Consider the following 22,718-nt stretch of genomic DNA (forward strand, 5'->3'; position numbering starts at 1 on the left):
GACGGCCCGCCCACGCCGCGGCCCCGCACCCGGAGACCCCGGGCGCGGGGCCGCGGCGCTCCGGTGCCCCGCCGCGGCGGGGCAGCTCCGTCGCCCGGACGGACGTATCCGGTCAGCGTGGCCCGCATCCGGCGGGCCGGTCCGGAGGGAAGATCGGTCGAGGAGATCGGCCGAGGAGGCCGCGCACGGCGTGCGCGGCGGTCGGCGCGGGCCGAGGGACGGCCGCGGCGCCGGATCCACGGCCCCGTCGAGCGAGGAGAGCGCCCATGGCCGCCACCCACGGCGTACCGGATGTGCTGGTGGTCGGCGCGGGCCCGGCCGGTCTCGCCTGCGCCCGCGACCTGCTGGCGAGCGGACTCCACGTCACGCTCCTGGAGGCGTCCGACGAGGTCGGCGGCCGGATGCGCTCCGACCGGCACGAGGGCTTCGTCGTCGATCGCGGCTTCCAGGTCTTCAACACCTCCTACCCGCAGGTGCGCCGCAGGCTCGCGCTGCGCGCCCTGCGGCTGAGGCCCTTCACTCCGGGCGTCCTGGTGCACACGGACGACGGACCGCTGCGCTTCAGCGACCCGACCCGCCGCCCCCGCGACCTGGGCGACCTGCGTCCCGGACGCCTCGCCGGACCGCGCGACCTGCTCGCCCTCGGCGCGCTCTCGGCCCGCGACCTGCTGGCCCCCGTACGACTGCTGAAGCGCGGTGAGGACCGCACCACGCGGACCGCGCTGGCGGCGGCCGGCTTCTCCGAGGAGTTCGTCGAGCGGTTCTTCCGCCCCTTCCTCTCGGGTGTCTTCCTGGAGGACGAACTGGAGACCTCCGCACGCTTCTTCCACCTCGTCTGGCGCAGCATGCTGCGCGGCACCCTCTGTCTGCCGGGGGAGGGGATCGGCGCGGTGCCGCGCCTGCTCGCGGACGCGCTGCCCGCGGGGACCCTGCGCCTGGAGACGGCGGTGGCCGCTCTGACGGACGACGGGGTCGAACTGGTCACGGGGGCCGAACTCCCGGCCCGCGCCGTGGTGGTGGCCACCGGCCCAGGCCCGGCCGCCGTGCTGCTGCCGGGGCTCGACGTGCCGGCGTACCGCGTGGTGACGACGTACTACCACGTCGCCGCGCGCTCCCCGCTCGCCGAGCCCACGCTCCTCACCGACACCCGCGGACGGTTCCTGAACACCTGCGTCCTCACCGAGGTCGTACCCGAGTACGCGCCCGCCAGCATGTCCCTGATCGCCACCTCGGTGCTCGGCGAGGACACGGCGGGCCGCGAGCGCGCGGTCCGCGAGGCCCTCGGCGACGCGTACGGCGCGCACGGCGCGTACGGTGTGGACACAGCCGGCTGGGACCTGCTGACCTCGCGCACCGTGCGCGACGCTCTGCCGGTCATGACACCCCCGTGGCCGCTCAGCCGCACGGCCCGGGTCGCTCCCGGACGGTACGTGTGCGGGGACCACCGGGCCACCGGGTCCGTCCAGGGCGCCCTGGCGTCGGGGGCGCGCGCGGCCCGCGAGGTGGCCCGGGACCTCGGCCGGTAGGCGGCCGGAGGCCGGGGCGCGGGGCGCCCGGTCAGGCGGTGGGGGTGACCAGCAGGAGCGAGGTGTCCCCGCAGGGGAACAGGGCGAGCCCGCCCTGCTTCGTGGGCAGGGCCGCACCGGCGTGCAGCGCGGCGAAGTCGAACCCCTTGGTGAGCGAGCCGACGAGATGGTGCGGGTCGGTCGAGGCCGCCACCCGTCCGCGCGCGTTGACCAGCCTGGCCGGTGCGGGCAGGCGCCGCAGCAGCGGGGCGACGGTCGCCTCGAAGTGGCGCAGGTACACGTCCGCGGCGGCGACTCCCGCGAAGCGGCCCTCGCAGACGACCGGCAGGGAGAACGTGAGGCTGTACTCGTCCGAGCACAGGTAGTCGACGTAAGGACCGGCGACGATACGACGTCCGGTGTCGCGCGGGTGCGCGTACCAGTCCCAGTGCGTGTAGTCGGCGTACGGCGAGTCGGAGCCCTCCAGGTCGAGCAGCAGCGGCGTGACCTGGCCGGCGGCGTCGGCCTGCCACCACTCCAGCAGGGTGTCGGTGTCCGCCAGCAGACCGGGGGCGGCGACGAATCCGAGCCCGGAGACCAGACCGCCCTGACGCAGCCGGCCGGTCAGATGGGGCCGGAGCCCGGCGAGATCCACCGAGAGGGGACGGCGGCCCTCGGCGGCCACCGCGGCCAGCCGTGCCGTGCAGAGTGCCCGGGTCTGCGCGACCGTGTCGAAGACCCGCTCCACCACGTCACGGACGGCGTCGGAGAGGTCGTCGAGGACCGCCCGGTCGATCCCTGCCGAGGTCGTGGCCGGGAGGCTGCTGACCATCTGAGTCCTCCCCGGGCCGCAGCCTTGTCGCCGTCACAGTGTCCGCAGGCGCAACTCCACGAGGTGTGCCACGGAGGCCCGGACGCACTCCTCCATCAGGGCGCGCGCCTGGTCGCCCGCCCCATTCTGTAGGGCGCAGATTACGTCATGGTGACGACGCGTGACATGTTCCGCATAAGAGTTGTCGGCGAGGACCAGGCACATCAGGGCGCCGGCCTCGGCCTGGAGCGAGATGGCCGCCCGGGTCAGCCGCGCCGACTGGGCCGCCGCGGCCGCCTCGACATGGAACCGGCCGTAGATCCTCGCCCGTTCCGCCGGTTCGCGCGCCTGCCGCAGGGCCTGGAGCGAGCGCTGCATCGGTACGAGGTCGCCGGGCTCGGTGCGCTGGGCCGCCAGGTGGGCCGCGGCCCCCGAGACGGCCGCCCAGTGGTCACCCAGGTCGCGCAGCTCCTCGGTGCTCCAGTCGGCGAGCTGTTCGTGCAGCCGTTCGGCGGGCGGCGCGGCGGGCAGCGTCACGAAGCTGCCGCCGCCGCGGCCGCGCCGGGTGGTGAGCAGTCCGCGGGTCCTGAGGGTGACGAGCGCCTCGCGCAGGGTCACGGTCGAGACGCCGAGCAGCGAGGCCAGTTCCAGCTCGCCTGGGAGCTGCTCGCCGTCCTCCAGCAGGCCGAGCTCGATGGCGTTGCCCAGCCGCCGGACGACGACGTCGACCCGCGCCTGCGAGTCCACGGGCACGAAGACAGCCCTGCGCGCTCCATGTGTCTCCTGCTGCACAGCCACCACCCCTAACCACTTGGATCACTCTTTACCCTAACGAGCTCTTGAGTTTTGAACTATGACTTCATATCTTTCGCTCCAACGCTCGACCACGCAGAAAGGTTCCCGAATGGGAAGCAACGCCATCCGGCTCCGGGGCGTACGCAAGTCCTTCGGCCAGACGGAGGTCGTCTCCGGGGTCGACCTCCGGATCGCGGACGGGGAGTTCTTCTCCCTCCTCGGCCCCTCCGGGTCGGGCAAGACCACGGTCCTGCGCATGATCGCCGGATTCGAGGAGGCCACCGGCGGCGTCATCGAGCTCGCCGGGCAGGACGTCACCCGCCGCGCCCCGTTCGAGCGGGACGTCCACACCGTCTTCCAGGACTACGCGCTGTTCCCGCACATGACCGTGTTGCAGAACGTCGCCTACGGCCTGAAGGTCCGCAAGGTCGCCAAGGCCGAGCGCCTGGTCCGGGCGCGCAAGGCCCTCGCCGACGTCCGCCTCGACGGCTACGGCGACCGGCGCCCCGCCCAGCTCTCCGGCGGCCAGCGCCAGCGCGTCGCCCTGGCCCGCGCCCTCGTCGGCCGCCCTCGGGTGCTGCTGCTCGACGAACCCCTCGGCGCCCTCGACCTCAAGCTGCGCGAGCAGATGCAGACCGAACTGAAGGCGATCCAGCGAGAGGTCGGCATCACCTTCGTGTTCGTCACCCACGACCAGGAGGAGGCCCTGACGATGAGCGACCGCATCGCCGTCTTCCACCAGGGCCGCATCGAACAGGTCGGCACCCCGGCCGAGATCTACGAACGGCCCGCGACCCCCTTCGTCGCCTCGTTCGTCGGCACCTCGAACCTGCTGGAGGGGGACGCGGCCCGACAGATCGTCGGCGCCCCGGGCACCTACAGCATCCGCCCCGAGAAGATACGGGTCCTCGCCGCGGACCCGGTCGGGACCGATGCGGGCGGCGACTCCGCAGGGGCGGACGCGGCCGAGTTCTCCTCCGCCGTCGGAACCGTCGCCGAGGTCGTCTACCTGGGCGACGCGACCCGCATCCTCGTCGACCTCGACGCCGGCGGCCGCCTCACCGCCGTCCAGCAGAACCTCGACACCTCCTCCGAGGACGTCGCCGCCTACCGCGGCACCCGCGTCCGCCTCCAGTGGCGCCGCGGCCACGCCTTCCAGCTCCCCGACCGGCCCTGACCCCCGGCAGCGGCCGGAACTGACCTCCGGCACCGACCTCGGGCACCGACCGGCACCGACCACCGGCACCACCCGGCTTCCACCTCCCAGCCCTCCCAGCCCTCCCAGCACGGAGAACCTCATGCGTCTCAACCGCACCCTCCGGGCCGCCGCCGCGGCCGCGGTCCTCCTCACGGCCGCCGCCTGCGGTTCCTCCGGATCCGGCGGAGGCTCCGCCGCCACCGGATTCAACCCGCCCGACCTCAAGGCACCCTCGAAGCTCGGCAAGACCGAGGGCCAGGTCAACCTGATCGCCTGGGCCGGGTACGTCGAGGACGGCTCCAACGACCCCAAGACCGACTGGGTCAGCGACTTCGAGAAGCAGACCGGCTGCCAGGTCAACTCCAAGGTCGCCGCCAGCTCCGACGAGATGGTCAAGCTGATGAAGACCGGCGAGTACGACGCCGTGTCCGCCTCGGGCGACGCCTCCCTGCGCCTGATCGCCTCCGGCGACGCGGCACCCGTCAACACCGACCTAGTCCCCAACTACAAGGACGTCTTCAGCGGCCTCAAGCTGCAGGCCTGGAACTCCGTCAAGGGCAAGGCCTACGGCATCCCGCACGGCCGCGGCGCCAACCTGCTGATGTACAACACCGACAAGGTGAAGCCCGCGCCCACCTCCTGGTCCGCCGTCTTCGACGACGCCTCCCGCTACAAGGGCCACGTCACCGCGTACGACTCGCCGATCTACATAGCCGACGCGGCCCTGTACCTCAAGGCCAGCCGCCCGGAGCTGAAGATCAAGGACCCGTACGCGCTGGACCAGAAGCAGTTCGACGCCGCCGTGGACCTGCTCAAGAAGCAGAACGCCGACGTCGGCGAGTACTGGAGCGACTACCTCAAGGAGATCTCCGCCTTCAAGAGCGGCGACTCCGTCGTAGGCACCACCTGGCAGGTCATCGCCAACCTCGCCGGCGACGAGGGCGCCAAGGTCAAGGCCTTCGTCCCCGAGGAGGGTTCGACCGGCTGGTCCGACACCTGGATGGTGTCCGCCAAGGCCAAGCACCCCAACTGCGCCTACAAGTGGCTCGACTGGATCGTCTCCCCGAAGGTCAACGCCCAGGTCGCCGAGTACTTCGGCGAGGCGCCGGCCAACTCCAGGGCCTGCGCCGAGACCAGCGACAAGAACTGGTGCGCCACTTACCACGCCAGTGACGAGTCGTACTGGAAGAACATCGCCTTCTGGAACACGCCCATCCAGCAGTGCCTGGACGGACGCACCGACGTCACCTGCGTGCCCTACGCCAAGTGGGTCCAGGCCTGGACCGAGATCAAGGGCTGATCGAGATGACCTCTGCTGTGCAGGCCGCCGGACGCTCCCCCGTCCGGCGGCTCGCCGGGGCCCTGCACCGGCGCCCCCGGCTCCGGCTGTCGCTGCTGCTGACCGCGCCGCTGCTGTGGCTGGCCGTGCTCTATCTCGGCTCCCTGGCCGTGCTGTTCGTCTCCGCGTTCTGGACCACGGACTCCTTCACCTCGCAGGTCGTGAAGGTCTGGTCGACCGACAACTTCCACACGCTGTTCACCACGCCCGTGTTCCGCCAGGTGATCCTGCGCAGCATCGGCGTCGCGCTCGCGGTCACCGTCCTGTGCGCCCTGATCGCCTTCCCGCTCGCCTTCTACACCGCCCGCATCGCCGCACCGAGGTGGCGCCCGCTCCTGGTGGTGGCCATCCTCACCCCGCTGTGGGCCAGTTACCTCGTCAAGGTCTACGCCTGGCGGCTGATTCTCTCCGAGGGCGGCCTCGCGGACTGGATCCTGAAGCCGTTCGGCCTCGCGGGCCCCGGCTTCGGACTCCCGGCGGCCGTACTGACGTTGACGTACCTGTGGCTGCCGTACATGATCCTGCCGATCCACACGGCCCTGGAGCAGCTGCCCGCGAACCTCCTGGACGCCTCGGCGGACCTGGGCGCCAGGGCGGGGCGCACCTTCCGGTCGGTCGTGCTGCCCATGGTGCTGCCCTCGGTCGCCGCCGGCTCGGTCTTCACCTTCTCGCTCAGCCTCGGCGACTACATCACCGTGCAGATCGTCGGTGGCAAGACGCAGCTGATCGGCAATCTCGTCTACTCCAACATCGAGCTCAACCTGCCCATGGCCGCAGCCCTCAGCACGGTCCCCGTCGTCGTCATCGTGGTGTACCTGCTCGCCATGCGCCGCACCGGCGCGCTGAGCAGCCTCTAGAGGAGCCCGTCGTGCAACTCTCCCGTACCGCGCGCGTCGCGCTGCGCGTCGCCGCCGGGTTCGGCTTCGCCGTGATCTACCTGCCGTTGCTGCTCGTTCTCGTCAACTCCCTCAACCCTGAGCGCAGTTCGAGCTGGCCGCCGCCCGGCTTCACCTTCCACTGGTGGTCCGTCGCCTGGGCGAACGACGGTGCCCGAGCGGCACTCTGGGTCTCCGTCAAGGCGGGACTCGGCGCCACCGGCATCGCGCTGCTGCTCGGCACGCTGATCGCCTTCGCCGTCGGCCGCCACCGCTTCTTCGGCCGCGACACCGTCTCGTTCGTCGTCGTGCTGCCCATCGCGCTGCCCGGCATCGTCACGGGAATCGCCCTCAACTCGGCGTTCAGTACGGTCCTGGAGCCGCTCGGGGTCGGCCTCGGCATGTTCACCGTGATCGTCGGCCACGCCACCTTCTGCATCGTCGTCGTCTTCAACAACGTCGTGGCCCGGCTGCGCCGCGTCTCCGGCTCGTACGAGGAGGCGGCGATGGACCTGGGCGCCGACACCTTCCGCGCCTTCGTCGACGTGACCTTCCCGATGGTGCGCTCGGCGCTGGTGGCCGGCGGACTGCTCGCCTTCGCGCTCTCCTTCGACGAGATCGTGGTGACCACCTTCACCGCCGGTCCGGGCATCGAGACCCTGCCCATCTGGATCTTCGACAACATGACCCGCCCGCAGCAGGCGCCCGTGGTGAACGTGGTGGCGGCCGTCCTGGTCCTGCTCTCCGTCATCCCGATCTACGTGGCCCAGCGGCTGTCCGCCGACACGGCGACCGGCAGCAGGATCTGACCGCGGAGCTCGACGGACGCCACCCGTTCGGCGTGACCGCGCCGGGCAGCGGTCCCGGTGCGCGTCCGCGCCGGTGTCGCGGCAGGCGACGTTCGCCCGGTCGTGAACGTCGCCTGCCGCGTCGCTAGCCGGTGAACCGGCCCGTCGCCACACCGTGCACCACGTGCGCGGCGGCCACGTCCAGGGCCGCGTGGCCGGTGGACTTGAACACGGTGAGGAGGTCGGGGGAGCGGCGGCCGGGGGCCTCGCCGGCCAGGACGGAACCGAGGAGGGTGACGGCGCGGCCCGGCGGCAGGTCCTGCAACTCGTGGGCGCCGGAGGGCGGCGCCGTCGCCGCGGCACCGGGCCACTCGGCGAAGAGGGCCGCGTCGGCGACGGTGTCGGCGTCGAGTTCGGGACCGTGGGAGCCGCCGACGGAGCTCACGTGCGTGCCCGGGGCCAGCCAGTCGCGGCGCAGCACCGGACGGGTCGCGCCGGTGCAGCAGTACACCGTCGCCGCCGTGCGTACGGCCGCCTCGATGCCGTCGGCCGCACGGCCCGCGGGATGCAGGCCGGCCACGGCGCGGGCCGCCGCGGGGTCGCGGCCCGCGACGGTGACGGGCTCGGCCGGCCGCAGCGCCGCCAGCAGCGCCACCTGGGCACGGGCCTGCGCGCCGGTGCCCACGACCACGACCGGACCCGGCCGGGCCAGGGCCAGCGCGCTGTGCGTGGCGGCCGCCGCGGTCCGCCAGGCCGTGACCGGCTCCGCGTCCATGACGGCCAGCGGCCGGCCGTCGTCGGCGTCGAAGAGGGCCACGATGCCCTGGTGGCTGCTGCGGCCCGGGTGCTCGGGGTCGGCGAACACCGACACGAGCTTCGCCGCGAGGCCCAGCCCCGGCACGTACCCGGGCATGGCGCCGAGCAGCCCGCTCGGCGCGAACGCGGCGATCCGGGGCGGCACGGACGCCTGGCCGTGGGCCACTGCGACGAGGGCGTCGGACACGGCGGCCATCAGCCGGTGCGGTTCGAGGGCCGCCGTGGTGGCGGCCCGGTCGAGGACGAGCAGGTCGGTCACGCGTCGGCTCCCGTGTTCGTGCCGGACAGCAGGCCGCAGAGGGTGTCCACCGCTGAGGCGAGGTGGTCGCGCAGCCGCCGCATCCGGGGTTCGTCGATCTCGGCGCTCGGCCCGACGACGGTGACGGCGCAGACCGGTGATCCGGGGACGGGCACGACGGCCCGGCTCAGGGAGGCGACGAACTGTTCGTTGCGGCCGTGCTCGACGGCGAACCCGGACGCCTCGGCCCGCTCGATGTCGGCGAGCAGACCCGCCGGGCCCGTCAGCGGGTGCCCCTGCGCGCGGGCCGCCTCCAGGTAGGGGCGGCGCGCCTCCTGGGGGAGCGCGGCCACCAGGGCGAGCGGACCGGCGAACCGGTGCACGGGCAGGGCCTCCCCGTGCAGCGTGCTGATCATCGCCAGCCGGTCCGGGCGGATCACGTCCACCACCCGGGAGCCGTCGTTCTCCAGGACCTGGAGGTTGACCATCAGGCCGGTGCGCGCGGACAACTCCTCCAGCACGGGCCGGGCCAGCGTGGTGAGCGAGTTGTGCGCGGCCCGGGACGACAGGCGCAGCACGGCGGTGCCGGGCAGGTAGCGGTCGTCGGCGCGCAGCACCCAGCCGCGGCGGACCAGGTCCACGAGGATCCGGTAGGCGGTGGCCCGGTGCAGCCCGACCTCGTCCGCGAGATCGATGAGCCGAGGCGGCGTGTCGGCGCGCGAGACGGCCTCGATCAGATCCAGCGCCTTGTCCACGGCCGTTCGCGTCGCCTTCTGCGGCACTTCTGGCATCGAAACCCTTCCGGATGTACGGGCGGCTGTACGGGCGGACCGTCCTGACGGGGCGTGTCCACCGCCCGGCCGTGGAGGTAGGGTAGCGCCTGTTTCGTATGGCGAGAGTGTTGTTACGTAGAGCGTAACAGATCGGGAGTGTGGTGACCTTGACGAGCGAGAGCGCCGGGGCGGCGGCCCCCTTCGCCCCTCCCGAGGACGGAGCGGTGGTGGTCTACCGCGGCCTCACGCTGTTCGACGGGACCGGCAGCGCGCCGCGGCCGGGGATGTCGGTCGTCGTGGACGGCTCCGTGATCCACGCCCTCGTGCCCGACGCGGACGTGCCGGGCGTGCTCGCCGCGCTCACGGCCGACGTCGGCCGTCCGGCGGACACCGGGGCCGACACCGCCGAACACGCCCCGGGCGCCGAGGCCGACGACGCCGAACGTCCCGCGGACACCGGGACCGACGGCGCCGCGGCCGTCGAAGTCGTCGACCTCACCGGCCACTTCGTCACCCCCGGCCTGGTGGATTCGCACCAGCACCTCGCCACCCCGCCCGACCGCCCCGCCGCCGAGGCCGTGCTGCGCCGCCTCGTGCACAGCGGGGTCACCGCCGTACGGGACATGGCCGACGACCTCCGGCAGGTCGGCGACCTCGCCCGGGCCGCACGGGTCGGGGAGATCCCCGCCCCCGACATCCACTACGCCGCGCTCATGGCCGGCCCCGGCTTCTTCGACGACCCCCGCACCCACCAGGTGACCCAGGGCGCCGTGCCGGGAGAGGTGCCCTGGATGCAGGCCGTCACCGACACCACCGATCTGCCCCTCGCGGTGGCCCTGGCCCGCGGGACCCACGCGACGGCCATCAAGGTCTACGCCGACCTCGACGCGGACCTCGTCGCCGCCATCACCGCCGAGGCGCACCGGCAGGGCATCCTCGTCTGGGCACACGCCGCCGTGTTCCCCGCCACGCCCGGCGAGGTCGTCGCGGCCGGGGTCGACGCCGTCTCCCATGTGACCCTGCTGGCCCACGAGGCGGCCACCGGACCCCTGACCACCTACAAGGACAAGCCGCCCGTCGACCACGCGAGCCTGGTCACCGGCCGGGACGAACGCCTCGACGCGCTCTTCGCCCGGATGCGCGAGCAGGACGTCGTCCTGGACGCGACCGCCGGGATGTGGGCCAGCGCCGAACTCGCGGGCGACACCCCGGAGACCTCCGAACGGGCCGCCCGCAACACCGACCTGGCGATCGCCCTCACCGCACAGGCGCACCGGGCCGGCGTCCAACTGGCCACCGGCACCGACTACGAGACCGCCCCCGGCGAGCCCTTCCCCGCCCTGTACGAGGAACTCGCCTTCCTCGTCCGCCACTGCGGCCTCCCCGCGGCGGACGTGCTGCGCTCCGCGACGCTCGTCGGCGCCCGCAGCGCGGGCAAGGACCACCTCACGGGCACCCTGGAACCGGGCAAGCAGGCCGACTTCGCGGTCTTCGCGCAGGACCCGCTGGCCGACATCGACCATCTGCGCACCATCACCCTGACCGTCAAGCGGGGCCACCGCTTCCCGCGCGCCGCCTACACCGCGGACCGACCCCAGGAGAACCGTTGACCGGCACACCCCTGATCGTCAACGCCCTCGGCCAGCTCGACAACCCCAACGCCCCCCGGTCCCTGGCGGCGGCGGGAGAACTGAACCCGAGCAGCGAGCAGTTCACCGTCGACGCCCGCACCCTGGCCGAGGCGCGCGCCTCCGGCCTCACGGCCGTGAACATCACCCTCGGCTACGTGATGGGCGACCTGCCCCCCTACGAGCACACCCTGCACGAGATCGACGTCTGGGACGCCGTCATCGACCGCCACCCCGGCGACCTGCTGAAGGTCACCACCGCGGCCGACATCCACACGGCGGCGCGTGACGGACGCGTCGGTGTCGTCTACGGCTTCCAGAACGCGGTGGCCGTCGGCGACGACGTCGGCCGGATCGCCACCTTCGCCGAACGCGGCGTACGGGTCGTACAGTTGACGTACAACCAGGCCAACCACCTCGGCGGCGGCTCCTCGGCGCCCGCCGGGACCGGGCTGACCGCCTTCGGACGCGATGTCGTCGACGCGCTGAACGAACACCACCTCATGGTCGACCTGTCGCACAGCGGCGAGCGGACCTGCCTGGACGCCATCGCCCATTCCCGCGTGCCCGTGTCCATCAACCACACCGGCTGCCGCGCGCTGACCGACCTGCCCCGCAACAAGACCGACGAGGAACTGCGCCTGGTCGCCTCGCGCGGCGGGTTCGTCGGCATCTACTTCATGCCGTTCCTCAGCCCCACCGGTCACGCGCGCGCCGCCGACGTCGTCGAGCACATCGCGCACGCCGTGAACGTCTGCGGGGAGGACCACGTCGGCATCGGAACCGACGGGCCGGTCACCGCCGTCGACGACCTCGACGCCTACCGGGCCCGGCTCGCCGAGCACGTGGCCCAGCGCCAGGAGGCCGGGGTGGCCGCCGCGGGCGAACGGGCCGACACCTTCCCCTTCGTGGTCGACCTGCGCGGCGTGGACCAGTTCCGCGAACTGATACGTCTGCTGGAGCGGCGCGGCTACTCCTCCACCCGTATCGAGAAGATCATGGGCCGCAACTTCGTCGACCATGCCGAGCGGGTGTGGCAGGGATAGCCGCCCCGGCCGGAACGGGCCGCCCCGCACCCGGCACGACCAGGAAAAAGTCGCAGGAAGACAGAGCCATGGATGCGTACAACCATCGCCCCGTCTGGCCGGTCTGAGTCTGTGTCAAGTGCCGATCCGACCGGTCGGCTTTCGGTTCTGTTCGCCGGGAGGGGGCGACCCGTTCGCTTCCGCCCGGCACTTCTCCAACGGAGAACGCATGTCAATTCGCACAAGAGCCGCTGTCGCCGTCGTGTGCGGTGCCGCCGCGCTGAGCGGTGTGGCCGTGCCGGCCGCCCAGGCGGCCGACACCACCGCCGTCGTGCGCCCCTGGCAGCTCGGCGGCCACGCATCCGCCACGGCCCGCGCGTCCGCCGCAGCGGCCCCGCAGCCGTACGCGCTGCCGGTGACCTTCTCGAACGTGAAGGTCGCGAGCGGCAAGGCGGCCGTGGTCGTGGGCACCAGCGCCATCGTGCACGTGCCCTACAGCTTCACCCTGACCGCGACGAACGTGGACGTCTCCGCCGACGACCTCTACATCGGCCTGGACCTCTACCACGGGTCCGCCTCGAGTCCCTCCGCCGACCTGTACGGCGACCGCGCGGCGACGTGCACCGTGACCTCCTCCACGTCCTCGTCCGACGGGGTCGTCACCGTCTCGGCCTGCAAGGGGACCGTCGACATCTACCCGAAGCTCGACCTCGCGATCACCGACGCCGGTGCGAGCTGGCACTCGGTGGCCTGGGCCACCGCCTTCAACGGCCAGAACCCGGAAGATCCGGCGGACGTCACCAAGATCGGCACCGCGGCGAGGATCGGGCTTCCCGCGCCCGCGGTCCAGCGTCTGTCCAAGCTCACCGTGAACGCCTCGCCCGAGCCGGTCAAGAAGAACAAGACGCTCACCATCACCGGCAGCCTCACCCGCGCCAACTGGGACACCGGCAAGTACGCCGGGTACACGGGCCAGAAGGTCAAGTTGCAGTTCCGCAAGAAGGGCAGCAGCACCTACACCACCCTCAAGACCGTCACCACCGACAGCCACGGCAACCTGAAGACCACGTACAAGGCCACGGCCGACGGCTACTGGCGTTACTCCTTCGCGGGCACGTCCACCACCCCGGCCGTCTCGGCCGCGGGCGACTACGTCGACGTCAAGTGACCGCACCCTGAACCCGGTGGTGTGCCGCACCGGCCCGACCGGCCGGGCGCGGCACACCACCGGGAACGGCGGCCACCCGGAAGGGCGGACCACCCAGACGGCTGCCGCCGCGCTACGCGCCCTTCGGCGCGGCCTGCTGCACCACCTCGAAGGACCACAGGGTCGACCCGCTCGCCGCGGGCTTGGGGCGCTCCCCGCCCTCCGCTCCGCCGCCACCCTGGTGGGCGGCCTTCATGGGACCCTCCATCCAGGCCTGGAACGAGGCGTCGTCGCGCCAGCGCGTATACACGAGATAGGTGTCGGTGCCCTCGACGGGACGCAGCAGTTCGAACCACTCGAACCCGTCGGAGTTCTCCACCGCGTGGGCCCGCGAAGCGAACCGCTTCTCCAGCGTCTCCCGCTGCTCGGCGGGGACGGTCAGTACGTTGATCTTGACTACGCTCATGCCCCCATCCTGGCGCATGGCGGCGGGCCGCCGGACGGTGGCTCGCTCATCACGGGGGAGCGGGTGACGCAGGCAGCCGCCGCCCCCGAGCGAGCGGCCGGTCAGCCGGCCAGTGCGGCGCTCGGCTCGGCGGCGTGCGTCGGTCGGGGCTCGGCCAGGTGCTCCAGGAGGAGACCCTCCCTGGTGGACCAGGGGCAGATCACCACGCTGTCGGCTCCGCACGCCTCCAGGAGCGCCTCGGCCACCAGGGCTCCGGCGAGGGACTGTTCCCCGCGGTGCCGGGAGATGCCGGGCAGCCGGCCGCGGCGGTCCGGGCTCGTGGCGGCCAGCACGCCGACCGCGCCGCGCACGTCGGACAGGGTCAGCCGGTGCGCCGCGTGGCGTGGTCCGCCGCGGCCGGCGGCGAGCCGGGCGAGCTGGGCGAAGGTCTTGGAGGAGGCGAGGACCCGTCCGCCGGGTTCGGCCCGGGGCAGACCGGGGGCGTCGTGCAGGCGCTCGCGCAGGCGTCGCCGTACCTTCGCCAGGTGCCGTTCGGAGGAGACGGTTCCGCCGGGCAGCAGGGACCGGGTGACGGCGCGGGCGCCCGACGGCAGCGAGAGCGTACGGTCCGGGGCGGGCCCGCTGCCGGCGGCGATCTCCACGGTGCCGCCGCCGATGTCCAGGACCAGGAGCCGGCCCACCGCGGGACCGGACCACCGGCGGGCCGCCACATAGGCGAGCCGCGCCTCCTCCTCGCCGGAGAGCACCCGCAGCCGTACGCCGGTGGCGCGGGTGACCCGGGAGATGACCTCGTGCCGGTTGGGCGCGTCGCGGATGACGGACGTGGCGAACGCGAAGATCTCGGAGCGGGGCAGGCACAGATCCCCGGAGAGCGTCTCCGTCACCGCCCGTTGCACGCCTCGCACGCCGAGCTCGCTCAGCCGTCCGTCCTGCTCAAGGCACTGGTGCAGCGTCAGTCGCACCTTGCGGGAGAGAACGGAGTCCATGTGGGTCGTGGGTCGGTGCCGGGCCACCGTGAGCAGCGCACTGTGACAGCCGACGTCGAGCACTCCTGCCTGGCGCATTGCACCGCCTCGCCTTTCCCTGTCGATCGAACCGTGCCGTACGCGAAGAGGATGCGCCTTTCGTGGCGCAAACACCCGCACAGAACCAGGTGACACCCTACCTACTCCGAAGAGTACCTAGCGTGTCACCTACAGTTCATCTTTTGGCCATTTAGTGTTCGACTACACGGGGCGGGACGGCATGCGAAAGGTGCCGGCCCCATGGCGGGACCGGCACCGTGACCGACGCCGCAGGGTCAGCCGATCGTGAACCAGGTGCTGCGCGACTTCTGCCACTCGGGGTGCGTGAGGTCCTTCGCCTCGACACCGTCGCCGTACAGGTCGGCGGCGCCGTCGTCGGTGATCAGCTGCACCCGGGCGCCGGACTGGGTGAGATCGGGGACCGCCACGATCGACTCCCAGCCGCCCGCGTCCGTCGTCGGCAGGTCGAGCACCTTCACCGGCTGGTCGGCGGCGACGCCGTCCCAGGAGTACAGCGCGTACGGGTCGCTGTTGTCGTCGGCCGCCCAGGAGCCGGCCAGGATCAGGAACTGGCCCAGGGAGTTGCGGCGGATGTCGCGGACGGCCAGGCCGCCGAGGTCCCACTGGAGCGGCGTGCCGAAGGTCGCGTGGGTGCCGGAGGCGACCTTGTCCATGTTGGTCACCGGCACGACGAGCGCCTTGCCGCCGGTCTGCGGCGGCACCAGCGGGGCGCGGAAGCCGACGTACGCGGTGGTGGTGCTGCCGGTGGCGAACTCCAGGCCCTCGACGTTGAATCCGTCGATCGACTTGGGGATCTTGCCGTCCGCGGTGCCGTTCGCGAAGCCGAAGCGGTTGCCGTTGGTCTTGTCCCAGGCCACGAGGTCGTCGCGCAGGGTGTGTCCGGCCGTGCCGAAGGTCAGCGCGGTGGAGGCGCCGGAGCCGGTCAGCTTGGTGGTGAAGACGGTGTTGCGGTCCGCCTTGTACTCGCCGTCCTTGTTGTTGCCGAGCGAGCCGGTCCAGTAGACCGTGTCGCCGACCAGGGTGGCGCCCTCGATGTCCACCTCCTTGTCGGCGTCGAGCGCGCTGTCGAGGTCCCAGGTCTTCACGGGCGCACCGGAGGCGCTGCCGTCGTACAGCCGCAGGGTGTTGTCCTCGTCGTTGCCGACGAGGACGTAGCCGCCGCCCACGGAGACCGCGGCGGAGGCGTCGCTGGCGCCGGTCAGGTAGCGGGCGTCGGTGGAGTACTGCACGGCCGGCGACGCGGCGTAGTGCAGGGTGGTGGTCGCCGTCTTGCCGCCCAGGCCCGTCACCGTCAGCGTGAGGTCGGTGTAACCCCGGCTCAGCGCGTTCACGGCCACCGTGCGGGTGCCCGCCGTCCCGGTGACCGTGACGCCGGTGGTCGCGGCGACGGCGGACTTGGTGGTCTTCGTCGCGGCCACGGTGAGCGCGGAGGCGTCGGCGCCGCTCTGGGCGACGGTCACGGTGACGGTCGGGTCGCCGGCGGCCCCGACGGCGCCGGAGAGGTAGGCCGTGGACAGCTTGATCGTCGGCGTGCCGTAGCTGGCGGCGTGCACGGGCAGGGCGCTCGCGGCGCCCGACAGCAGAACGGTGGCGGCGGCGAGCGCCACCCTGCGGACGGACTGCGGGGATACGGCGGATATCGACTGCACAGTCGGTTCCCTTCGGCAACACGGCTCGGTGCGGCCGGCCACGATCGGCCGGCGCCGTCGAGCAGAGTTCAGCGCGCCGCCCAACGCCGGACCGCGGCTACCGGTCGGGAAGACGAACAGCGGCCGACAGATGATCTTCGTGACCGGGGACGCCGAAGACCGCGGCCTCCCGTGCTCCGGGATGCCGCGGTCTCGGTCCGCCGGACCGTCGGCTCAGCAGGTCGGCAACTCGGCTCGACTCGGTTCAGCCGTCGGACTCCGACGACGGGAGGTAGGCGCCCGGCACGTCCTGCGGCAGGAAGATCCGCGCCTCGCCCGGGTACGGCTTCGTCCAGTCGTGCGTCTGGTACCACGTGAAGTGGTTCAGCTGCGCGGGGTTGGCGAAGTCGGGCACGGCACGCGGCCCCGTCAGCCGCTGGTGCGACTTCCAGGTGTCCCACGCCTTCGCGACCGCCCGCTGGGCCGTCGGCACGGTCGCCTTCGGCGCGGCCGCCGCGGTCGGGTCCTGCGGTGCCGGGGTGTCCACCCCGCAGGCGGGCGGCGTGCTCAGACCCGCGGTCAGCGAGGTCCGGTTGGGCAGCGCATCGAACGGCGTGTAGTCCGGTTTCCGGCTGAACGCCGTACGCATCGGGTCGGCCGCGCTGTCCTTCTGGTTCATCGGGTGGATCCCGAGGATCTGCTCGATGGTCCGGATCATCGTGATCTGGGTGTAGTAGTGGCTGTCGACGACGCCGTGCCGGGTCCAGGGGCTGATGATCTGGATCGGGGCGCGGTGGCCGTCGACATGGTCGAGACCGGCCTGGGAGTCGTCCTCGACGACGAAGATCGCCGAGTCCTTCCAGTACTTGCTGTGCGAGATCTCGTCGACGATCCGGCCGGTCGCGAGGTCGTTGTCGGCGACCTGGGCCGCCGCGTTCGCCGGTCCGCCGGTGTGGTCGCTGGAGAGCCAGAACATGTTCAGGTCCGCCGGACCGTTCTTCTCGAAGTCCTGCTTCCAGATCTCGGCGCGGTAGATGTCAGGGATGCTGGTGTCGAACTTCGGGAAGCCGGGCACCGACACGCTGTTGAGCGACGGGATCGGCGAGGACGAGTTCAGCGGGTAGGCGGTGCCCTGCCCGGTCGCGCCCATGTTCTTCGCGTCGCAGTACAGGTTCTGCCAGCTCGCGCCCGACGGTTTGGTCAGGAACTGCTGGAACTCGCCGAAGTCCCGTACGGACTTGCCGGCCGCCTGCGCCCCGGTCCACAGGAACCCGGTCCGCTGATGGCCGAGCGCGTCGTCCTCGGTGTCGTAACTGCGCAGGTACTCACCGGCCGAGGACTCGGTGTACTCCGGATTGTCCGCCTGCATCAGCCAGTTGTGGCCCTCGGCGGAGTTCGTGCCGATGTCGTACGTGTTGTCGTAGAGGCCGAACCGCTCGGCCAGCGCGTGCTGGTTCGGCGTCACGTTCTCGCCGAACTCCGCCAGCGCGGGTGCGCCGTTGCCCTGCGGAAGGTCGCCGAAGAGCTGGTCGTAGGTGCGGTTCTCCTTGACGATCAGGAAGACGTGCTTGATCGTCGACGGGTCGCCGAGCCGCGCCGGGACCGGCACCGGCTTCGCCTTGCTGTGGCCCTTGGCGAGGGTGACCGCGCGGCCGGTCCAGCCGTTCTGCCGGAACACCTTGGCGGTCTCGGACCTGATGACCCGGTCGCTCGGCAGGGTGAACCGGGTCAGACTGGACGTGGTGTCGTGCGTGCCGTGCCCGGCGCCGCTGGTGGGCCGACGGGCGTCGATCCCCCGGGTGTTGGAGACCACGACCGAGTCGCCGACGGTGGCGATCTCGGCGGGGAAGTAGTCCGTCGGGAGCAGACCGACGTAACCGACCGGCTCCTGCGGGGTGGTGTAGCGGTAGACGGCGACCGCGTTGGCGCGGCCGAGCGTCACCAGCAGACGGCCGTCGCCGGTGAGCGTCACCGCGTCGGGCTCGTAGCCCACCGACGCCTCCGGCCACGGCCGGGTGGCGATGGTCTGTACGACCTTGTCGCGGGCGGTGTCGATGACCGACACGTCGTTGGTTGCGGTGTCGGTGACGAACACCGCGCCCTTCGCCGCGTACACCGCGGTCGGGTGCAGCCCGACGTCGATGCTCCTGACGGCGGCGGCCGGGTCCGCCAGGTCGATGACGCTGACCGTGCCGGTGGTGGTGGCCGCGGTTACCGGGTCGGCCGGCACCTGGGTGTCGTACGAGTTGACGGTGGTGTCGCCGGGCTGTGCCGGGCGTCCGCCCTCGTTGCTCACGTAGAGCTTGCCGCCGACCTCGGCGAGGCCGCGCGGGGCGTTGCCCACGGCCCAGCTCTGCCGGACGGTCCCGGTCGCCGTGTCGATCGCGACCACCCGGTTCTGCCCGTTGACCGCGGAGTACACGGTGGACCCGTCGGGCGAGAACACGGCCTGGGCCGCCAGGGCGTGCCGGGCCCCGTCCGCCGGGATCCGCACGGTCGTCGGGCTCGCGAGGGTGCCGTCCGCGTTCACGGTGAAGCGCGTGTAGCCGTCGGTCTGGCCGAGCCAGAGCTGCGTGCCGTCGGGGGAGTACGCCGGGGCTTCCTGCCCCACGGCGTTGCTGCCGATGCGCAGGTCCGCCGAGGCGGAGGTGCCGACGAGCTGCTGCACCTTCCAGCTCTTGAGGTCCACCAGGGCCAGCGCCATCCCGCCGTCGGCGACCGAGGCCGCGAGGTGGGCGCCGTCCGGGCTGACCGCGGACGACATGATCTTGCCGTTGTTCACGACCAGACGCTCACCGTAGGGGGCGATGTACTGGTCGCTGGAGACGACCTGGCCCCGGGCGGTGACCTGGCCGACCTGGTCGGTGCCGAACTGGCGGGTCTGGGCGAAGGCGGTGCCCGCGACCGCCACGGCGAGCGCGGTGAGGCCCGCGGTCACGAACGTGATCCGGCGGCCCACGGGTCTGCCGAGAACGACGAAGGAGCCTCTCTTCTCGTCGTGCCGCCGCCGGCGCGTCACCTGCATGGGCTCATCCCTTCGGCGTGGTGGAGAACAGCTCGACATCGCCGTCGAACTGCCACAGCGGGTTCGGCGCGTCCCCGGTCGGAGTGCGCACCAGGAAGTAGCCGTTCACTTCCTTCGGTCCGTCACCGTCGGCCATGAACCGCCCGTCGGAGGTCAGGTCGAGCTGGTAGATCGCCGTCCCCGGGGCCTGGGCGCCGGGGAGATGCCAGGTGACGACACAGCGCCAGTCGTTGCCCGGCCCCTCGGCGGCGCTCTGGCCGGCGCCCTTGTCGCACGCGGCCGTGACCCGCAGCTGAGCCTCGGTGACGGCGGGCCGGTTGAGCTGCTCGGTCTGGAGGCGGTACAGATGCGCGAACACCGCGGCGACCGACCGCTGGACCTTGTCCTGTTTGATCCCGGAACCCATGGACGGCCTGGTTACGGCGACCGCCACGACGGTGAGGACCAGCAGGCAGAGCGGCGGGAGCACGCCGAGGGTCAGCGCGCGGCGCCCCGGCCCGTCGTAGGACGGATTGGTGAAGTCCCGCCGCAGGAACAGGAGATACGCCAGCACGGTCGCGGTCACCGCCCACACCAGGCTGACCGTGACGCCGACGAGCAGCGGGCCGAGCTGCGCCGGGCTGGTGAACAGACCGCTCCAGGCGATGAACGCGTAACCGGGCAGGGCGAGCCGCACGGCCACGGGCAGCGGCAGCATCTGGGCGAGCTGCATCGTGAGCGCGGCCAGCGCGGGCAGCAGCAGCCCCATCGGGGAGCGCCCCAGCGCGACCGATCCGAGCAGTCCGATCGCGGCGAGGGCCAGCGTCGGCGCGAGCGCGCACATCCAGGCGAGGAGCACCTCACCGGCGGCGTCCGAGGGGGCCAGCACATGGCCGTCGAGGCCGATCAGCGGCTGGTCGCCGACCGCCACGAGCCCGCCGACCGTGCTGGAGCAGGCCATCCCCGCCACCAGCAGCACGATGACGGTGAGACTGGCCAGCGCCTTGGCCGCGAAGATGCGCCGGGGCGAGCGGACCGCCACCAGCAGATGACGCCAGGTGCCGAGCCGGTCCTCGGAGGCGAACACGTCACCCGCGACCACCGACGTCAGCAACGGCAGCGCCCAGGTGCCCGCGAACCCGAGGACCACCAGCGGCCCGGCCCACCCCGTGGCGTGCATCCAGCGGCCGAAGAGGGTGTCGGAGGGGAGCGTGCTCTGCCGGCTCACCGCCGCGACGAACAGCGCCGGCGCGATCCAGCAGGCCAGCACCAGCAGCCGGATCCGCCACTGGGCGACCAGCTTGACCAGTTCGAAGCGGAAGCCGCGCGCCACCGGCACACCGCGGATCCCGCCCGGGTCCTCGCTGTCGCCGTCCCGGGGGTCGGCCGGGGTACCGGCGGCGGACGCGTCCGCGGCAGCGGCAGCGGCGGCGTCGGTGGTCATCGGTCTGCCTCCTGCTGTTCGGTCAGGGCCAGGAACGCGGCCTCCAGCGGCGACACCACGGGGGCCAGCTCGCGCACCGCGATGCCCGCCCGTACGATCCGCGCCACCAGGACGTCGAGCGCGGGCACCAGGGCGCTGACGACGAACGCGTCGGCTCCGTACCGCGTCGTGGCGCCACGCTGTGCGGGCACGGTGTGCCGTGGTGCGCCGGTGCTCCGCACGGGCACGGTGTGCGGTGCGGTGGCGCCGTGCCGTGCCGCTGTGGCGGGCGGTGTCCCGGCGTCGTCGACGACCGCGACACCCGGCGTGTCCAGGGCCAGTGCGCGGGCGGCCCGCGGGTCGGAGGTGAGCAGCCGGTAGTCGAGTTCACGGCTCTCGGCGGCCAGCTCGCCCAGCGGACCGGAGAAGACGACCCGCCCGGTGGCCAGCAGGGTGACGTCCGAGCACAACGCCTCGACGTCGTCCATACGGTGACTCGACAGCACGATGCCGGTGCCGTCCGCGGCGAGCCGGGTGAGGACCCGGTGCACATGCCGCTTCCCGGCCGGGTCGAGGCCGTTGGAGGGTTCGTCGAGCACGAGCAGCCTGGGCCCGGTGAGCAGGGCGGCGGCGAGCCCGAGCCGCTGCCGCATGCCGAGGGAGAAGCCGCGGGCCCGGTCGTCGGCGACGTCGGTGAGCCCGACCTGGTCGAGCACGTCGTCGATCCCCGCCGTCCGCGCCGTACGACCGCGCAGGGCGGCCAGCGCCGCGAGGTTCTGCCGGGCGGTGAGCGCGGGGTAGAGGCCGGGGCCGTCCACGAATCCGGCGACCCCGTCGGGAACGGCGAGCGCCCGGCCGACCGGCGTCCCCAGGATCTCCAGGCGGCCGCTGTCGGCGACGGCCAGGCCCAGCAGGAGGCCGAGCAGGGTCGTCTTCCCGGCGCCGTTCGGTCCGACCAGGCCGTGGATCTGCCCCTGCGCCACATCCAGGTCGACGCCGTCGAGTGCGACGACGTCACCGAAGTATCGGGTGATCCCACGAGCCCGGACCGCGTGAAGAGTGTCCATAGCCCCCTCCGTCAAAACCCTCAGGAAACATAGAGACACCACACAGCGCGTGCAGGCACCACGAGTTGAACGCTCGCGGAACGGAAGCCGACCGCCGCTTGATGCGCCGATGCCTGGCCGAGGGCCGTCACCCCACCTGTCGCCATGTTCACCCGGCGCACGGATACGGATGTTGACGGACCGTCAATTCAGGGGTCTACCTCGGTCAGTCGGACCGGCCCGGAGCGTTTTCCGCCGAGGTCTCCGAGAACTCGTACACGGCGAAGTCGGCGACCGGCAGATACCCGACCCGCCGATAGAGGCCGTTGCTGGTGGGGTTGGCCAGGTCGGCGAAGAGCACGACCTCCTGCGCGCCCGCGGCCAGGGCGGCCCGGCTCACCTCGACCGTCACCGCCCCCGCGTAGCCGCGCCCCCGCAGCCGGGCCGGGGTGTACACGGGGGCCACCCGGATCTGGCCGGCGACCATCGGGGTGGTGCCCCCCATCGACACGGGGATGCCGTCCGGGGTCTCCCAGAACGTGACGCCCGCGTGGGAGATGCGCGCGTCGGCCCAGGAACCGGCGTCCATGGACCCGACGTTTCCCACGGAGGCGGTGAACTCGTCGTACCAGCGCATGATTTGCTCGCGGTCCTGAGCGCCCGCGATCCGTCCCCGGCCGGCCGGGAGCGGCTCCGCCGGGGTGAGCTCGCCGAGTCGGTACAGGCGGTGGCGCCTGCGGAGCGTCGGCGTCGCGCCGGTGTGCCGCTGCCAGGCCTCGGCGAAGACGGTGGCCGTGTCGCGGTCCGCGTCGACGCCGGGAAGGCGGTGGCCGAGGCCGGCCAGCCGGGCGGCGAGGGTGTCGGCGTGCTCCGGGGTGAGCGAGGTCAGACCCAGGTTCTGGGGCGGGGTGCGGAAGAGGGCGGCCCGGACCTCGCCCGCCTGCTCCAGGAGGCCGAAGAACGGAGCTTCGGCGCCGAACATGTGCATCCCGCGGACGCGCAGGCTCTCGGTCACCGTGAGCGCGACCGTGTGCAGGGCGGGGCGCGTGCGCAGGAAGTCCCCGCTCCGGGTGAGGAATTCCTCGAGGTCTTCGGTGAGGTGCCAGCCGTCCGGGCGCATGGCTCATGGTCGCATGCGGTGGACGAGGGATGGCTGTGCGTGGACTC

19 protein-coding genes are annotated in these 22,718 nt (G+C 72.4%); 8 read left to right on the top strand and 11 right to left on the bottom strand.

Annotated features, from left to right (window positions below; genetic code table 11):
• The first annotated feature begins 266 nt into the window (after window positions 1-266).
• Window positions 267-1,526, top strand: coding sequence for an NAD(P)/FAD-dependent oxidoreductase (locus tag ACWC24_RS12885; protein ID WP_450662835.1), 1,260 nt, complete (start codon window positions 267-269; stop codon window positions 1,524-1,526).
• 31 nt (window positions 1,527-1,557) lie between these two features.
• On the opposite strand, the gene ACWC24_RS12890 is transcribed toward ACWC24_RS12885, so the two are convergent.
• The gene (locus tag ACWC24_RS12890) at window positions 1,558-2,337 is read right to left on the bottom strand and encodes a cache domain-containing protein (protein ID WP_450662836.1); all 780 of its coding nucleotides are present in this window, start codon (window positions 2,335-2,337) and stop codon (window positions 1,558-1,560) included.
• 33 nt (window positions 2,338-2,370) lie between these two features.
• Entirely contained in the window at window positions 2,371-3,108 is a 738-nt protein-coding gene (locus ACWC24_RS12895) for a FadR/GntR family transcriptional regulator (protein ID WP_450662837.1), read from the bottom strand.
• 112 nt (window positions 3,109-3,220) lie between these two features.
• On the opposite strand from ACWC24_RS12895, the gene ACWC24_RS12900 reads away from it, so the two are divergent.
• The 4 genes from ACWC24_RS12900 to ACWC24_RS12915 all read left to right on the top strand — a co-directional run bounded on the left by ACWC24_RS12900 (window position 3,221) and on the right by ACWC24_RS12915 (window position 7,332).
• The gene (locus ACWC24_RS12900) at window positions 3,221-4,288 is read left to right on the top strand and encodes an ABC transporter ATP-binding protein (RefSeq protein ID WP_450662838.1); all 1,068 of its coding nucleotides are present in this window, start codon (window positions 3,221-3,223) and stop codon (window positions 4,286-4,288) included.
• Window positions 4,289-4,409: 121 nt separating this feature from the next.
• A complete protein-coding gene (locus ACWC24_RS12905) occupies window positions 4,410-5,609 on the top strand; it encodes an ABC transporter substrate-binding protein (RefSeq protein ID WP_450662839.1) in 1,200 nt (399 codons plus the stop codon).
• Between the two features lie 5 nt (window positions 5,610-5,614).
• Window positions 5,615-6,505 carry an ABC transporter permease gene (locus ACWC24_RS12910; protein WP_450662840.1) on the top strand — a complete coding sequence of 297 codons (891 nt, stop codon included), beginning with the start codon at window positions 5,615-5,617 and terminating at the stop codon, window positions 6,503-6,505.
• Window positions 6,506-6,516: 11 nt separating this feature from the next.
• Window positions 6,517-7,332: an ABC transporter permease gene (locus ACWC24_RS12915; protein WP_450662841.1), complete on the top strand. Its 816-nt coding sequence runs from the start codon at window positions 6,517-6,519 to the stop codon at window positions 7,330-7,332.
• A gap of 124 nt (window positions 7,333-7,456) precedes the next feature.
• Here the strand turns inward: ACWC24_RS12915 and ACWC24_RS12920 are convergent, their stop codons facing one another.
• Window positions 7,457-8,386 (bottom strand): ornithine cyclodeaminase family protein, encoded by a 930-nt coding sequence (locus ACWC24_RS12920; protein ID WP_450662842.1) that lies wholly within the window; start codon window positions 8,384-8,386, stop codon window positions 7,457-7,459.
• Window positions 8,383-9,156, bottom strand: a complete 774-nt coding sequence (locus tag ACWC24_RS12925) for an IclR family transcriptional regulator (protein WP_450662843.1) — start codon at window positions 9,154-9,156, stop codon at window positions 8,383-8,385. Before ACWC24_RS12925 ends, ACWC24_RS12920 begins: the two co-directional genes overlap by 4 nt.
• Window positions 9,157-9,299: 143 nt before the next feature.
• On the opposite strand from ACWC24_RS12925, the gene ACWC24_RS12930 reads away from it, so the two are divergent.
• The 3 genes from ACWC24_RS12930 (at window position 9,300) to ACWC24_RS12940 (ending at window position 12,959) form a co-directional block, all read left to right on the top strand.
• The gene (locus tag ACWC24_RS12930) at window positions 9,300-10,748 is read left to right on the top strand and encodes an amidohydrolase family protein (protein ID WP_450662844.1); all 1,449 of its coding nucleotides are present in this window, start codon (window positions 9,300-9,302) and stop codon (window positions 10,746-10,748) included.
• A complete protein-coding gene (locus tag ACWC24_RS12935) occupies window positions 10,745-11,812 on the top strand; it encodes a dipeptidase (protein WP_450662845.1) in 1,068 nt (355 codons plus the stop codon). The genes ACWC24_RS12930 and ACWC24_RS12935 overlap by 4 nt, the downstream gene beginning before the upstream one ends.
• Before the next feature lie 208 nt (window positions 11,813-12,020).
• Window positions 12,021-12,959, top strand: a complete 939-nt coding sequence (locus ACWC24_RS12940; RefSeq protein ID WP_450662846.1) for a hypothetical protein — start codon at window positions 12,021-12,023, stop codon at window positions 12,957-12,959.
• A gap of 112 nt (window positions 12,960-13,071) precedes the next feature.
• Here ACWC24_RS12940 and ACWC24_RS12945 read toward each other — a convergent pair whose 3' ends face one another.
• From ACWC24_RS12945 to ACWC24_RS12975, 7 genes are all read right to left on the bottom strand, one after another.
• The gene (locus ACWC24_RS12945; RefSeq protein ID WP_450662847.1) at window positions 13,072-13,404 is read right to left on the bottom strand and encodes an antibiotic biosynthesis monooxygenase family protein; all 333 of its coding nucleotides are present in this window, start codon (window positions 13,402-13,404) and stop codon (window positions 13,072-13,074) included.
• 101 nt (window positions 13,405-13,505) lie between these two features.
• Entirely contained in the window at window positions 13,506-14,468 is a 963-nt protein-coding gene (locus ACWC24_RS12950; RefSeq protein WP_450662848.1) for a Ppx/GppA phosphatase family protein, read from the bottom strand.
• A gap of 236 nt (window positions 14,469-14,704) precedes the next feature.
• Complete coding sequence (locus ACWC24_RS12955; RefSeq protein ID WP_450662849.1) at window positions 14,705-16,099, bottom strand: hypothetical protein; 1,395 nt, start codon at window positions 16,097-16,099, stop codon at window positions 14,705-14,707.
• Window positions 16,100-16,343: 244 nt separating this feature from the next.
• A complete protein-coding gene (locus ACWC24_RS12960) occupies window positions 16,344-19,103 on the bottom strand; it encodes a bifunctional YncE family protein/alkaline phosphatase family protein (RefSeq protein WP_450662850.1) in 2,760 nt (919 codons plus the stop codon).
• 4 nt (window positions 19,104-19,107) lie between these two features.
• A complete protein-coding gene (locus ACWC24_RS12965) occupies window positions 19,108-20,526 on the bottom strand; it encodes an ABC transporter permease (RefSeq protein WP_450662851.1) in 1,419 nt (472 codons plus the stop codon).
• Window positions 20,523-21,572: an ABC transporter ATP-binding protein gene (locus tag ACWC24_RS12970; protein WP_450662852.1), complete on the bottom strand. Its 1,050-nt coding sequence runs from the start codon at window positions 21,570-21,572 to the stop codon at window positions 20,523-20,525. Before ACWC24_RS12970 ends, ACWC24_RS12965 begins: the two co-directional genes overlap by 4 nt.
• A gap of 205 nt (window positions 21,573-21,777) precedes the next feature.
• Window positions 21,778-22,671, bottom strand: coding sequence for a GNAT family N-acetyltransferase (locus ACWC24_RS12975; protein ID WP_450662853.1), 894 nt, complete (start codon window positions 22,669-22,671; stop codon window positions 21,778-21,780).
• Window positions 22,672-22,718: the final 47 nt, after the last annotated feature.

It is taken from the genome of Streptomyces sp. NPDC001443, assembly GCF_053597355.1.

Excerpts from the sequence above, each read along its gene's own strand:
- ACWC24_RS12885 (WP_450662835.1), top strand. The coding sequence starts at position 267 with ATGGCCGCCACCCACGGCGTACCGGATGTGCTGGTGGTCGGCGCGGGC.
- ACWC24_RS12890 (WP_450662836.1), bottom strand. The coding sequence starts at position 2,337 with ATGGTCAGCAGCCTCCCGGCCACGACCTCGGCAGGGATCGACCGGGCG.
- ACWC24_RS12900 (WP_450662838.1), top strand. The coding sequence starts at position 3,221 with ATGGGAAGCAACGCCATCCGGCTCCGGGGCGTACGCAAGTCCTTCGGC.
- ACWC24_RS12905 (WP_450662839.1), top strand. The coding sequence starts at position 4,410 with ATGCGTCTCAACCGCACCCTCCGGGCCGCCGCCGCGGCCGCGGTCCTC.
- ACWC24_RS12910 (WP_450662840.1), top strand. The coding sequence starts at position 5,615 with ATGACCTCTGCTGTGCAGGCCGCCGGACGCTCCCCCGTCCGGCGGCTC.
- ACWC24_RS12925 (WP_450662843.1), bottom strand. The coding sequence starts at position 9,156 with ATGCCAGAAGTGCCGCAGAAGGCGACGCGAACGGCCGTGGACAAGGCG.
- ACWC24_RS12940 (WP_450662846.1), top strand. The coding sequence starts at position 12,021 with ATGTCAATTCGCACAAGAGCCGCTGTCGCCGTCGTGTGCGGTGCCGCC.
- ACWC24_RS12945 (WP_450662847.1), bottom strand. The coding sequence starts at position 13,404 with ATGAGCGTAGTCAAGATCAACGTACTGACCGTCCCCGCCGAGCAGCGG.
- ACWC24_RS12950 (WP_450662848.1), bottom strand. The coding sequence starts at position 14,468 with ATGCGCCAGGCAGGAGTGCTCGACGTCGGCTGTCACAGTGCGCTGCTC.
- ACWC24_RS12960 (WP_450662850.1), bottom strand. The coding sequence starts at position 19,103 with ATGCAGGTGACGCGCCGGCGGCGGCACGACGAGAAGAGAGGCTCCTTC.
- ACWC24_RS12965 (WP_450662851.1), bottom strand. The coding sequence starts at position 20,526 with ATGACCACCGACGCCGCCGCTGCCGCTGCCGCGGACGCGTCCGCCGCC.
- ACWC24_RS12970 (WP_450662852.1), bottom strand. The coding sequence starts at position 21,572 with ATGGACACTCTTCACGCGGTCCGGGCTCGTGGGATCACCCGATACTTC.
- ACWC24_RS12975 (WP_450662853.1), bottom strand. The coding sequence starts at position 22,671 with ATGCGCCCGGACGGCTGGCACCTCACCGAAGACCTCGAGGAATTCCTC.